At 57.2% G+C, this 13,040-nt stretch carries 10 protein-coding genes and 1 pseudogene; 7 read left to right on the forward strand and 4 right to left on the reverse strand.

Features of this window, described 5'->3' with window-relative positions:
• The first annotated feature begins 200 nt into the window (after positions 1–200).
• The 3 genes and pseudogenes from GSQ93_RS11360 to GSQ93_RS11370 all read left to right on the forward strand — a co-directional run bounded on the left by GSQ93_RS11360 (position 201) and on the right by GSQ93_RS11370 (position 2,398).
• Positions 201–863 carry an alpha/beta fold hydrolase gene (locus tag GSQ93_RS11360; protein ID WP_254073843.1) on the forward strand — a complete coding sequence of 221 codons (663 nt, stop codon included), beginning with the start codon at positions 201–203 and terminating at the stop codon, positions 861–863.
• Between the two features lie 174 nt (positions 864–1,037).
• Positions 1,038–1,543, forward strand: a pseudogene (locus GSQ93_RS11365) (GNAT family N-acetyltransferase).
• A 117-nt stretch (positions 1,544–1,660) separates the two neighbouring features.
• Positions 1,661–2,398, forward strand: coding sequence for a transporter substrate-binding domain-containing protein (locus tag GSQ93_RS11370; protein WP_158935754.1), 738 nt, complete (start codon positions 1,661–1,663; stop codon positions 2,396–2,398).
• Positions 2,399–2,539: 141 nt separating this feature from the next.
• Here GSQ93_RS11370 and GSQ93_RS11375 read toward each other — a convergent pair whose 3' ends face one another.
• Positions 2,540–3,493, reverse strand: coding sequence for a DUF5677 domain-containing protein (locus GSQ93_RS11375; RefSeq protein ID WP_158935748.1), 954 nt, complete (start codon positions 3,491–3,493; stop codon positions 2,540–2,542).
• Between the two features lie 129 nt (positions 3,494–3,622).
• Entirely contained in the window at positions 3,623–4,420 is a 798-nt protein-coding gene (locus tag GSQ93_RS11380; protein ID WP_158935749.1) for a DUF2971 domain-containing protein, read from the reverse strand.
• A 411-nt stretch (positions 4,421–4,831) separates the two neighbouring features.
• On the opposite strand from GSQ93_RS11380, the gene GSQ93_RS11385 reads away from it, so the two are divergent.
• Together GSQ93_RS11385 and GSQ93_RS11390 are read left to right on the forward strand one after the other, a co-directional pair.
• Positions 4,832–5,458 carry a tyrosine-type recombinase/integrase gene (locus tag GSQ93_RS11385; protein ID WP_158935750.1) on the forward strand — a complete coding sequence of 209 codons (627 nt, stop codon included), beginning with the start codon at positions 4,832–4,834 and terminating at the stop codon, positions 5,456–5,458.
• A gap of 963 nt (positions 5,459–6,421) precedes the next feature.
• Entirely contained in the window at positions 6,422–6,913 is a 492-nt protein-coding gene (locus tag GSQ93_RS11390; protein ID WP_121946677.1) for an NUDIX hydrolase, read from the forward strand.
• A gap of 274 nt (positions 6,914–7,187) precedes the next feature.
• Here GSQ93_RS11390 and GSQ93_RS11395 read toward each other — a convergent pair whose 3' ends face one another.
• Positions 7,188–8,708: a DUF1254 domain-containing protein gene (locus GSQ93_RS11395; RefSeq protein ID WP_158935751.1), complete on the reverse strand. Its 1,521-nt coding sequence runs from the start codon at positions 8,706–8,708 to the stop codon at positions 7,188–7,190.
• Positions 8,709–8,942: 234 nt separating this feature from the next.
• Between GSQ93_RS11395 and GSQ93_RS11400 the strand changes: the two genes are divergently transcribed.
• Positions 8,943–9,977: a DUF1214 domain-containing protein gene (locus GSQ93_RS11400; RefSeq protein ID WP_158935752.1), complete on the forward strand. Its 1,035-nt coding sequence runs from the start codon at positions 8,943–8,945 to the stop codon at positions 9,975–9,977.
• A 225-nt stretch (positions 9,978–10,202) separates the two neighbouring features.
• On the forward strand, positions 10,203–11,930 hold the full coding sequence (locus tag GSQ93_RS11405) for a VRR-NUC domain-containing protein (protein ID WP_254073842.1): 1,728 nt from the start codon (positions 10,203–10,205) through the stop codon (positions 11,928–11,930).
• Positions 11,931–12,230: 300 nt separating this feature from the next.
• Here the strand turns inward: GSQ93_RS11405 and GSQ93_RS11410 are convergent.
• Positions 12,231–13,040: tyrosine-type recombinase/integrase (locus GSQ93_RS11410; RefSeq protein WP_158935753.1), on the reverse strand; the 810-nt coding region annotated here is incomplete at its 5' end.

Here is a 13,040-nt window from a genome sequence, read left to right on the forward strand (position 1 = left end):
GCCGTCGAAGCAATCACGCAACGACTGTCGTTGGCCCTTCCAGGGAATCGAATCGTTTAGGAAAGGCACGTCAAACATGCCGATTGCATGAGACGATGTTCGGCCACTCTCAGACGTTCGGACTCGTTACTCGGTTAGACTGTTTTCCTGCCAACGAATCGTGATCGAGAATGTCGCTGCCGATGATTTTCCTGCCTGCCATGCCCTGCGACGGAAGACTGTACACCGACCAGATTGATGGCCTGAAAGATCTCGTTTCGCCCTCTGTCCACGTGTTGGACAGGAAGACTTTCGCCGACAGCGCCGACGCATTGTTAGCTTCCACATCCGGGAGCTTCGTACTGGCGGGGACAGCTTATGGTGGATGCCTTGCAATGGAAGTACTGGCAAGGGCGCCTGAGCGAGTTCGCGGACTCTGGTTGATGAATTGTCAGCCAGGTACTCACCCGGACCCAAGCATAGTCCGAGCGACCAGCCTCAGGATTCGTCGTGGCGAACACGAAAATGTAATCGCGGAGTTTGCACATAACGCCATCCCTGCTGACGACTTAGCTTCACGAGCGACCTTCGTCCAGATGGCGCGAGATGCCGGCGCCGACACGTTCGCACGGCAGTCTGACGCAACGCTGACTCGCTCTGATCATTGGCCGACGCTGTCTGCTGCTAGCATGGTTCCGACGCTGCTGATCTGGGGCGAGGCGGACCACTTCGTTCCTGTCGAAGTCGGGACTCGCATCGCTCAGCTAATGCCACATGCCCGCTTTGAGTCGCTTCAGGGTTGCGGACACTTCCCGACGCTGGAGCGCCCAGCTTTATGCACGAAGATAGCGCGCGATTGGCTGACGAGCTCGGTTCTTGCCTGAGCCCCGTTGAGGTCCGATAGGCGACGTTCGGCCAACAGCAGTCCTTCGTCGTCCTCGCCCAGATCGTCGACAACTTGACTTATGCGGGTGGGCGAAACGCCTGACCGTCAAAACTTGCGCGGCGTGGTTGATATCGAGTACGGTGAGCGTTCTTTGGTCATCCCCTTATATCGCATGGTCACTGTCCGCCTAATAGATCCCCACGATGCAGAGCAATTTAAAGCATTGCGTCTTCTTGCCGTTGATAACGCCCCCACCGCCATATGGCCTACCCGTCAGGAGGAAATGGCACGCTCGGTGAGGAGATCGCCGCTCGCATTCGTTCAACGCCGACACAGGCCGTCTTCGGAGCGTTTGAGAGCGAGGTGCTGATCGGCATAACGGGCGTCCGTCGTGAACCGCTGTGTCAGGTGAATCACAAGGCCACGATTTGGGGCGTGTTTGTCAACCCTTCATACCGTGGACGAGGAATCGCACAAACGCTTTTGTCGGCAGCAACAGCTCACGCGACCGAGCAGTGGGAGGCCATCCAGCTGATGCTTTGCGTCAATGCAGAGAACCTGCCGGCAAAGAGGCTTTACGCGTCGCACGGCTTTCAGACGTTCGGCTTGGAGCCTCGCGCCATGAAGGTCGGAGATCGTTTTTATGATGAAGAGCATATGTGCAAACAACTGGTCTAGCGCGCCGCATCGCGCTAGACCGCGGTCGGCCAATAAGCGACGTTCGTGCATGTAGGTAGAATCGTCGGCAATCGGCTCTAAACATTGAAGTCCACCCCCATTTCTCGAGACACAGCGATGAAGGTAACGATTGCGTACATCGACGAACCACCGTTCGGTTGGACGAAAACGGATGGTACCGCAACTGGTGCTGACGTTGATCTGGCTGAGGAGGTGCTTCGCGCGATCGGTGTCACACGGATCGAGCATCGCCTGACTACGTTCAGTGAACTACTGCCCGGTGTCGAAGCCGGCCGCTGGGATATGAATGTTCCGCTGTTCGTTACGCCCGAACGTTCCCAATTGGTCGCGTTCAGCATGCCGGTATGGGCGATCGGAGACGGCTTCTTAGTTCGGGCTGGAAATCCGAAAGCGCTCGACAGCTATTCGTCACTCGCGGAACGTCGCGACGCGCACCTTGGAATCATTGCCGGGCAAGTGCAACACGACGCCGCGAGAGCATCAGGCGTGAGCGAGGACCGGATATCCATCTTCGAACACCAAGCCGACGCTATTGAAGCGGTTCGCTCGGGCGCGATCGATGCGTATGCGAGCACCGCTTTGGGAAATCGCATACTTGCGGATCGAATCGGCGGCTCAGTGCTCGAAGCCGTGGAGCACGAACCGATAAGGAACGTCAGACAGCAAGAGCTCCCGCTTGGAGCTTTCTCGTTTAACAGAAGTAACAGCGATCTATTAAATGCCGTGAACCGGCAACTTCGCTCATATCTCGGCTCACCAAATCATCGCGCTCGGATGGCGACATTCGGACTGACTAACAATGAGATCGATCCTGCTCTTACCCACCAAGCATGAGACGGTCATCGGCCAGAGACGGCCTTTCGACTGCCGCGTGTGAGCGTCCGGTCACCTCCGAAATACCGACGCTGAATTCGCGCGCGAAAGGCCAATGAACTGGCTCGGTTTCGCGCGCGGAGCAACGTGGCTCACAATGCTCTAGGCGCAATCGTCGACGCCACTCCCGCGTTGGCGAAGAGCAGCCTCCGCATCAATCAGCTCTGCCTTGAGCTTATCGTGCCAACGCCACAGCACCCCTTCCATAATCGACCGCTCATCATTCGGAGCCGTGTCTATAAGCTCGCCGGTCGCGATGATCAGGGAGTAACTTGTGCATTGAATGGGCTCTATTAGCCCCTCATTGGACGGTCCAGCCAGTAAGGTTTCTTGACTAGACATCGACAATGCGAGCTTGAACCCGATGCTGTCGACACCCGAATGGACGTTCTTGCTGGCGAAGCCATACTGAGGTCGGAGATAACTCAGATCGACAAACTTTTCGATGTCTTTGAACGTGACTCTCTTCTGCTTGAGCACGTCGGCCGCCCACCCGTTCTCGCTTGCGAACTGTTGGCCGTACTTGGCAAGCATCGCATCGCGCTCGCTCTGAAATTGTGCAAGCTGTGCCTCGTCAAACCGCTCAAAACCAAGCACGGCTTGGTGTTGATTGTATTCTGTGGCAGCCTTTAAACGGATGATTGCCTGAAAGTCCACGAAGCGTGATGAAAGTGCGTCGTCGTGCCTACTTAGAAACGCCAGAATCACGGTCGTTTCATGAAGCGATCTCCAGCGCGCCATTGCTCCATCGGCATATCCACCCTTTAGCAAGCAAGAAACTTCCTTCGCGATCTGGACTGCGCGGGTATGGAGCCGGATCGTAATGTTTCGTCGCGACGAACGCGGGCATTTCCCTGCAGTTCTATATTCGGCGTTGATCTCGCTTCCGATCTCCATGCACATTGCGATTAGGGAGTCCAACCGAGTTAGCGGAGCACGCCAAGTCTCAAATAGCCTGTTATGAAATCCAGCTAGCTCCGAATGAATGTCTTCAACAAACTCGCGTTGTTTGCTATCTAAATCCTGAGCAAGTTCACTCGAGAATTTGTCGACCATCTTGTCGGCGTTTTCGACAAGCCACCGATCGATGTTGGCACCTGCAAGCGCTTTCCTTTACTCCGGATTGTTGTCCAAATATCCAGCAATCATTTCCCGAAAGTTCTTCATAGTTGGTATCTCATTGGACTATCGGATCGTCTCCAGCCCCAGTGCGTACCTGTTCGTCATGCGCTTCGCTCGGCGCACTCTCAGATCCGGGCCAAACTGGTCTATCAGATCAAGCGTGCGGGCTTCGTCGCACTGACATCCGAGAACCACGCCAACCAGCGCGCCTTGCGCGAGCTGTAGCATTGAATCGCGAGTCTCCAACATGATGGGGCGGGGCCTTTGCCTTTCCTCCGCAACCATCCTGTACTCGCGTTCAGACGCCCAAACGTCGGACTTCGTGAAAATGGGCACAAGGTTAGCGTTGTCGGCTTCTTCGTACAGCCGGTACGGCGGATACGTCTCACGGTAGTGGACTCGATACGCCCATTGAATCTGCTGGTGCCGTGCATCGAATTCCAGCGCGATGCCCTTGTGACTGTCCCCGTAGTGCGCCCACATCAGTGGATGATCGGCCTCGGGCAGCAGGCAGTACACTCGGTATATGTCGGCAATGGCCTGTACGTGACCCGTGTGGATCAGGTCCACGTACGCTGCTAGCTGTTGCGGGTTGGCCCGAAGCGCGTCCACTTCATCTGGTGGTATGGTCGCCGTTTGTGCCAGCCATTGCAAGTGCTGCTCGCGCTCATGCGGGTCGTCCAGAAGGCTAAGATCGAACCACGGCTTGCAGTCCCACGGGTCATTGAAGTCTGATGCCTTGGACATGCGAATGGCTCGCTCCCGCAGCGTCCGCTCAAGGCGCTCGGCGGTCCGGTCGTTGAACGATTGGTAGTGATAGAGCGAGTGGATGCCGTCTTGCGCGGCGCTGAACAGGTCCATGTGCCCTCGGTTGGTAACGTCGCGCCATGATCGTACACCGCCGCCCATCGCCAGCACAGCATCGGCACGCAATTGACTGAGCAGGGGTGTCGGCTGTCCCGTAACCTGTGTTTGCGCAGTTCGGCAATCAGAGCAAAAGCCTTATGTGGCGGACGTGAGCGGGAATCAAACTGTCTCGCCCCGAGAAATCTGTAAGGCGTGTCCGGTTAGTACCTGCAACCTGTTTTCTTTTTTCAATCTCCAGTTTCTACCGGCAGCCGCCGCGATCAGATGCCGTGCACAATGCGCTGTCGGAAATCGGTAGACTTCCGGTCGCTCGGACCAATCCCTCGAGTGACCGCGATGGGTCGGGTATCGCCCAACGGCAGTCGGCGCAGACTAACTCTCCCTTTACCTGAAAGGAGATTTGTCATGGAAGCGACTGCCAGCAACTCCGCGGCGCGCGTGCCGTGGAACAAAGACAAGCTAACCGGGCAAAAATCGCCGCTGAAGCTTAAGGAGATTTGGGCCATTCGGATTCGATTGCAACTGGGGGCGAAAACCCGCGATCTGGCGATGTTCAATTTAGCGATCGACAGCAAGCTGCGTGCGTGCGATCTGACCAAACTGCGCGTGCGCGACGTCTGCCTAGGCACTCGCGTGGCACCGAGGGCGACCGTAATGCAGCAGAAGACTCAGCGGCCGGTGCAATTCGAGATCACGGAGCAGACGCGCGACAGCCTCGAAACCTGGATCAAAGCCGCAGCCCTGTCTCCATCTGATTATTTGTTTGCGGGTCGGATCCACGCTTCGCCGCATCTCTCGACCCGGCAGTACGCGCGGATCGTTCATCGTTGGGTCAAGTCGATCGGGCTTGACGATACGGCCTACGGGACGCACACGATGCGTCGCACTAAAGCGTCACTGATTTACCGGCGTACGAAAAACCTGAGGGCCGTTCAATTGCTGCTTGGTCATACGAAACTTGAAAGTACAGTCCGATATCTCGGTATAGAGGTTGACGACGCGCTCGAAATGGCTGAACAGACCGAAGTTTGAAAGTTGCCAGCCGGTCGGCCGTCGGACGCTGACCGGCCACTTTCGGACATTCGGCAGCCGACCGAGGATTGGCGACAATTGTTAAACTCGCAACAGGAAAACGTCTCACCGGGTGGAATCGGAATGAGTTACGCCAAGGAATTCTTTGACCTTCAGCTCAAGTTCGCCGGAAGAGTCTCGGAGCTAGGACCCATCGCGTTGCCGGTGGCTCTTCTTGACTTCACGAATCTGTACGTGCGGTTCGTTGGTGATCGAAAATTCGATAGCAATAGTCCGGTCTGGACAGCTTACGTGGCAGGGTTGGGGCGCGAGACCGATCTACGCGATTGGACGTACCGCTTTTACCGTCATCTGCCCCATCGGGTTCAGCCCGCAACGGTTGTCGCGACGTTCGGATGTTTCTCGTACGCTATTGAGGATTCGGACCGAATTCGGCTTCATTTCCATAACGCCGATGAGGAGCGTTATGCTCCATTGAGCGAGGAGCGCTTGGCCTCCCGGTTATCTGAGCTGACTTCGCTTATAAACCACGTCCGCTCACAGCACAGGGAGGTCAGGCGAGTAGCCGGGGTCTCGTGGCTATACAACTTGCCAGCCTATAGACGGTTATTTCCTGAGTGTTACGTCGCGACGGCGACGGTGGCAGAAAACAGGTTCCGCAATATGCCCCTCTGGGGGCAATTTCTGAACCGCCATGGGCACATTAGGAAAGACGCTGTGGCGCTATTCACTCGGCGGCTTACCGACCAGACCAGCATGAATGAGCTTGCACAATGTTTCCCGCTACAACCGCTTTCCGTAGCCGCGTCGATCGAAGCTTTCCACCAGTTCTATGCATAGAACGAACTTCGGCAACCGGCCAGGTGCGGACGATCGGCTTGCTGGCTAAGATCGTCGCCAATGGCACATGCACAGCAATGCTCGGCATAAAATGGCAGCTCACAAATCTTCGAACTCAGGATCATGATTTCATTTGACAGCGGAAGTCATCGTTTCAATTTGAGGGCCGCCGCCGTGATCTTTCACAACGAACATGTGCTACTGCATCAGGTAGAGGGCGACCATTTCTGGTGTCTTCCCGGGGGCCGGGTCGAGCCCGGAGAACATGCCGCACAGACGGTCATTCGTGAGATGCAGGAGGAAGTTGGCGCTTCCGTTCATGTCGAGAAAACGCTTTGTGTCGCCGAGAATTTCTTTAGCCATAAGGGACGGCCAAATCATGAGATTGGCCTTTATCTTATTGCGCACTTGGAAGCCGGGTCGCCGTTGTTGGATTTGGCAGTTTCGCATCACGGCTGCGAGGCAGCCAAGCGCCTTACGTTCTCGTGGTTTTCTCGGCAACGGCTGTCTGAAATCGAGATTCGCCCCGACTTTCTCCGTCAATTGCTTCAGGTCGATCGAGCCGCCATCGCACACGTGATCCAGCAGGAATCGCATTTCGAATTCTCATACTGAGCGAAGCCCCGGCTGGTCAGTTTTTGGACACGCGAAACGCATCAGGCGGCAGTCGGCCAGTTGCGGACGCTCAGAACACATACCGAGATCGTCGACGATCTGTTGGTATCGCTTTGGGGTTGTTGGAGAAATCGTCCTACCGGAATCGTCGGACGCAACAGGAAACCGTGTCGAACGAGGCGTCACAGCAAGAAAGAACCAGTCTTGAAACGGGTTCTAGAGTCGCATACATAATGTAGTGATCCGACGACACGTTGACACTCGCACTGGGCCTCTATTTCCCGACCGTTTCTTCAATGTCGTTAAGTTTCCAGCTCTTATCGAACCAGGGCCCAAGCGGGCCGTAAAGCCGGAAAATCGTTAGCCAGCTTTTGCCTGGAATCGTCTGCACCCAGTTGCTTTCCTGCCCAGTCGGCGCGATCGGTCCGAAGTACAAATCGACCGAACCATCCGCATTTTTCAGCAAGCCCTTCTCGCTCGAAAGGCTGGGAAACGGTTGGTCCGTCTGCAGCATCGAGCGGGTTTGCGTGTCATAAAGAACCACAGACCAGAAATCCTTGGCGGGCACATCAGCCGGAACATGCAGCCGATAGTTTTTTGCACCATCGAAAGGGTGGCCCCCCGAATCATAGTTGGCTGCAGCATACTGCGAACCTATGCCGGGCATGGCGACGGCCATCGCAGGCGTATCGACCGTTGCTGCGTAGAAGAACATGGTTCGCGCATCGAAATTCCTTGCACCGTTGTCTAACCATTCATAACTGCCACCAACGAACGGCGTGGTCCAATGTCTGTCTGGATAGATCAGCACGCTCTTGTCGCGATTCGCAAAATCGATAGCGCGCGCGGTAGCATTGCCGACAGCAACAGCATCCGAGAGGATCTTCGTCATGCGAGCATCGGGCGCAAAAGGCAGCCCTTTCTTTATGCCGATCGATGCGAACAGGCCAGTCATATCGGGACCGTACACACCGGCCGGCTCCTCCTGGATAATCTGATTCACCTCTTGATAGAACGTGATGTCGTTGGCGTGGATCGTGTTCATCACGCGGCCGGACAAGTTGATGAATTGCGTAGCTGGGGGCGAGCTTGCCTGGGACAACGGATAAACGCGCAGGCTTGTCTTGAGGCTTGCGACGCCGGGCCGCGGATCGCCGTTCTTCATGAACGCGCGCCCAAACAGGAGATTACCGAAGGTGGAAGACTTGACGATGTGATAGCCCGATGCCGGGAGCGCTCCAGTATAGCCGGGCGGTACGAACAGGTATTTGCCGCCTTTGCCTTTGTCGGGACCGGCGTTGCCAAGGTCGATGACGTAACGGAACCAGAAGTCGTCGACGACACCGAGAATGTTCGGAGGCGTTTCCACAACCACGGGGCCGTCCTTCAGGTCCATCCAGTTCCAGAAATACACGGTCTCTGTGTTCGCCGTCAGGAACAACGATTTCGAATCCATCAGCGACTCGAATACCCCCACCGTACTTCCAACGGCACCGGCTTCACGCAATCCCGAACGAAGCGCGACGAGCGATGCGCCGGGAATGCCATTTAGGAACGCCTCAACGCCACGCGAGAAATCGAGATTGTCATACACCTTTTGCGCCGTGTCGGGAACAGGCACGCCGTCAAAGAATGACAGTTTTCCAAGTCGGGTATCGACAACGCTTGGCGTAGTGATCTGCGGCGGAATAGGCGTGGTCATCTTGTAACTTGACGGGGGCGCGACTGCACAACCGGCGAGACACAAGGCCGTCAGGCATGTGGGGAACAACCCGGGCAGCGTTCGCGATTTCATATGATTTCGGCAAAGGTTGTCAGTGCAAGAAGGCTCTGATTTTTTCAACCGATATCAGAATTGAATCGCTGCCGCAAACCATATCTACACGCTCGGCCGACCCGATCGTCCGGCTGAATGCCACCATGCTTGATTGCGCTAGGCCTGCGTTTCTGATATCGGTCGGATCGAGCGACCCTTTGCCGCTGTGCGCTGTGCAGTCTTGGCCTTTCCCGTGACACTAAGGAATACATCATGAAATCAGCACTATCCTGCACATGCCTCATGACTGCCGCGATTGCTACGAGTGCCCTGGTCTGTCCGCAGACTGTCTCCGCGGCAGATGTTCCCGTAACCGTCGACAACTTCATTCGGGCCGAGTCCGATACCTATGTTGTTGCATTGGCGAAGCAGGGAGGGCTCGGCAAGATGTTGAGCCGGCGCGAGCCTGCATCGATTGAACACCAGACCGTGATACGGCTTAACCGCGATACGCTTTATACATCAGGCGTTTTCGACCTTGATGCCGGCCCCGTCACCATCACCATGCCTGATCCTGGCAAGCGCTTCATGGCGTTGCAGATCATCAATGAAGATCACTATGTTCCGAACGTGTTCTATGGTGCGGGCGCTCATACGTTGACTCATGAAAACGTTGGCACGCGCTACGTTGTCACCGCAATACGTACGCTGGTCGATCCCGCTAGCCCAGAAGACATAAAGCAAGTTCAGGCGCTGCAAGATAGCATCAAGGTGAGCCAGGCAGCGCCGGGCCGTCTGGACATTCCAAAGTGGGACCCTGTTAGCCAGAAGAAAGTGCGTGATGCCTTGCTCGTGCTCGGTTCTACGATCCCCGATTTCAGGGGCGCATTCGGCACCAAGGAAGAGGTTGATCCGGTACGCAGGTTGATTGGCGCTGCTGCTGCATGGGGCGGAAACCCCGACAAGGATGCAACCTATCTCAACGTAACGCCGACTCACAACGATGGGAAAACCATCTACACGCTTCGCGCGAATGATGTACCGGTCGACGGCTTCTGGTCCGTGAGCGTGTATAACGCCAAAGGTTACTACCAGCCCAACAAACAAGCAGCCTATACGCTCAATAACCTCACAGCGAAGAAAGACGCTGACGGTTCGATCAAGGTCCAGTTCGGCGACTGCGATAGCAAAGTCGTCAACTGCCTGCCGATCGAGCCCGGATGGAATTACATGGTCCGGCTTTATCGGCCCCGACCGGAAGTCTTGAACGGCAAATGGCAGTTCCCTGAGGCACAACCGGCTTCATGAACCAGTAGTAGCTCCGGGGCTGGCGGCTGTAGCGTCGGTCTGGCAGCCGATTGCACGCACCTACAAACGAATGGCCGGTTTGTAGAAATTCGACCGTCCGAATTGGGTCGACTTCGGCCTTTTGGCGAGTGCCGTCGCACCGTAATGACCGCAGCCAGCGTCGCGCATGAGCGCAAGCCGAGGTTTTCTTCGACAGACGGTACTGCTATCATAAGGACTGTATATATGTACAGCTTTATGGAAACTCGCACGCCAACATCCCCGCCCAATTTGAAGCGGCGCTTCTACTACCTGCTGAACTTCGAAATGGTCCTCGAATGGCTCGCCGCGCGCTATGACGATCTCTGGAGCGACGACGAGCGTGCCTTTCTGTTCGCCTTCCCCCGACTGCCGTTGGCATCGCGGGCGCTGCTGGTTCGGATGCTGATGCGCACGAGCCCTCTCTTTCGCGCGAGCAAGCTGGCTTACGACGAAATTGGCTGCGCACTTGAGGCCGCCGCTCCTCTCGCGGCGCTGGGATGGGTCGACACGAACCCATTGCTCTCCCTCGATGAAATCTTCAACCTGCACACCAAAGCCGAACTCGCCGTCATCATTCCCGGCTTATCGCGGGCTCGAGGCATGCGTAAGCCCGAATTGCTGGCGCTACTGCGCTGCTGTGACCGTCCAGCACGGAGCTATGCTCACTGGCATCCCGAGGCGCAAGACAAGGCGCTGCGCGTCACGGTGACCACTTTATGCGAACGGTTGCGGCTCATGTTCTTCGGCAACCTGCGGCAGGGCTGGTCCGAATTCGTATTGGCGGACCTGGGCGTTTTCCGATATGAACACGTGGCGCTTGAACCGTCATCGCGGGCATTCGGCAGCCGCGATGATGTCGATGTGTTTCTCGCGGTGCATGCCTGCCGCGAACGGCTGGATGCATTGGCCAGCACCGGCGAGACAACGCCGCTTGAGCCGATGATCCGGGAAATCGAAGAACTGACTTGCGCCCGGCACTGGCTTGATCAGCGGCGGCACAAGCTTTTGTACCGCATTGGGCTGCAGTGCGAGCGCCAGTGCGACTGGACGGTTGCGCTGGCGTCGTACGCGAACTGCACGTATCCTGGCGCGCGGCATCGGCGCATGCGCGTGCTCGAACAGTGCGGGCGAGATAGCGATGCCCTTAACCTTGCACTTGGCGCGCATCACACACCTGAAAGCGAAGAAGAAGCTCAGCGACTGCGGCGCATGCTGCCTCGCCTACGCCGCAAGCTTGGCCTTGCCAACGAAACCGTATGCAAGCCGGCCGCACCGGAACGTGGCGATCTGGTCCTCCCGCGCCCATCCGAACACGTGCCCATCGAGATCGCCGTTCGCGACGCGCTCGGCCATCCCGACGACCACGCAGTCTCTGTTTATTACGTGGAAAACGCGCTGCTGAATTCGCTGTTCGGCTTGCTCTGCTGGGACGCCATTTTTGCAGGCGTCCCCGGTGCATTCTTCCATCCGTTCCAGCGCGGCCCCGCCGATCTGTACTCGCCCAACTTCTTCGCTGCCCGGTGCGAAGTATTCCAACGATGCCTGGCGAGACTTGATGACGACAGCTATCAGCACGCGATCCACAAAACCTTCGTCGAAAAAGCAGGCCTGCAGTCGCCGTTCGTTCACTGGCGGCTCCTGACGGAGCCCCTGCTCGAAGACGCGTTGCTGTGCATTCCGGCCGCGCACCTCAAGCTGTGGTTCGCGCGCCTCACGCGCGACATCCGTGCCAACCGGACGGGCTTTCCGGATTTGATCCGTTTTTGGCCCGCGCAGCGACGCTATGAAATGGTCGAGGTCAAGGGACCCGGCGACCGGCTGCAGGACAACCAGATCCGATGGCTTGCGTACTGCACGGAGCACGGCATGCCGGTGCGCGTCGTCCACGTCCGGTGGGCGCATGAGGCAGACGAAGCGGCAGTGATCGCCTAAGCGCCGACGCAGCGCCAGTAACAGCCCTTTTTCGGAAGCCGCATATGCGGCGGCAATCGACGCCGGTCAGCACATAGGGCCACTGCAATGGCATACGAGCACCCATGAAGAATATTCAGAGACCACTGCCACAACTCTCATGGTTACCGGAAGTCTTGCGACCAAACCGATGGCCGTTGCAGAGATGTACCGCTGTCCATTCAGGGGCAGACTAGAGGCGTTTGCTGTGCGCAATAGCGGCCGCACAGTGAACGGTCACTGACTTGCCAAATGCAGACCCTGGAATCGATAGTCATCTTGCTACCAGTTGAGTCTCAGTCCGGCCTCCGTTGCACGATGCCGATCGTCGTCGTCCGCGTGCAGGTATTGGCTGGTGGTCGAGATCGATGTATGCCCGAGGTTGTCCCGCACGTACCGCAGATCGACTTGGCCATCCATCATGCGAGAGCCCGTTGTGTGGCGCAGCCAATGTGCAGACGCCTGGCGCAATCGCTCTGTTGCGCGCTCGCGCGCTTCGCCCGATGACTGCAGATGGTTGATCGCATTCTCGAACACTTGTTTAATGATCAGGTGCACGGCACCGCGGGTCATCGTCCGATGTGCCCCACCGATCGGCAACAGCAGCGGTGTGGTTTCACCGCCATAGGGCAGCGCCGCAAGACCGTAGTGTCGGCGATAGCGGCTCAGTTCCGCCATCAGTTCCGTCGTCGCCGGCAGCAAGCGTTCCTTGTCGCCCTTGCCAGTGATCGCCAGCCACCAACGATCCTGGCCGTCGCGATCGCGCCGTCTAAAAAAGCCCCCCATCGGATTGCTGACGACTTCCGAGATGCGCAGCCCCATCAGATACAAGAGCGAGATCAGCCAGCGCACGCGTGCGTAGTGTTCCTGCTCGCGTGCGGTGTCACGTGGCATCGCGTCGATCGAGATTTTGACGGCCTGCCAGAGGTCGTCTTCGAGGAAGCGCGTCACGCGAGGCTTCGTCTTTCGTGCACGCTGACGCGATAGGGACAGAGGATTGCCGGCCAGGTAGCCCGCGTTGACCAGCCACGCGAAAAGGGTATTCAGAATGACAAACGCTTGTCGCTCGCTGCTGGGGGAGAGCGGTCCCGC

Source organism: Burkholderia sp. S171, from assembly GCF_009766085.1.
GTDB lineage: Bacteria > Pseudomonadota > Gammaproteobacteria > Burkholderiales > Burkholderiaceae > Caballeronia.

Excerpts from the sequence above, each read along its gene's own strand:
- GSQ93_RS11360 (WP_254073843.1), top strand. The coding sequence starts at position 201 with ATGCCCTGCGACGGAAGACTGTACACCGACCAGATTGATGGCCTGAAA.
- GSQ93_RS11370 (WP_158935754.1), top strand. The coding sequence starts at position 1,661 with ATGAAGGTAACGATTGCGTACATCGACGAACCACCGTTCGGTTGGACG.
- GSQ93_RS11375 (WP_158935748.1), bottom strand. The coding sequence starts at position 3,493 with ATGGTCGACAAATTCTCGAGTGAACTTGCTCAGGATTTAGATAGCAAA.
- GSQ93_RS11380 (WP_158935749.1), bottom strand. The coding sequence starts at position 4,420 with ATGGACCTGTTCAGCGCCGCGCAAGACGGCATCCACTCGCTCTATCAC.
- GSQ93_RS11385 (WP_158935750.1), top strand. The coding sequence starts at position 4,832 with ATGGAAGCGACTGCCAGCAACTCCGCGGCGCGCGTGCCGTGGAACAAA.
- GSQ93_RS11390 (WP_121946677.1), top strand. The coding sequence starts at position 6,422 with ATGATTTCATTTGACAGCGGAAGTCATCGTTTCAATTTGAGGGCCGCC.
- GSQ93_RS11395 (WP_158935751.1), bottom strand. The coding sequence starts at position 8,708 with ATGAAATCGCGAACGCTGCCCGGGTTGTTCCCCACATGCCTGACGGCC.
- GSQ93_RS11400 (WP_158935752.1), top strand. The coding sequence starts at position 8,943 with ATGAAATCAGCACTATCCTGCACATGCCTCATGACTGCCGCGATTGCT.
- GSQ93_RS11405 (WP_254073842.1), top strand. The coding sequence starts at position 10,203 with ATGTACAGCTTTATGGAAACTCGCACGCCAACATCCCCGCCCAATTTG.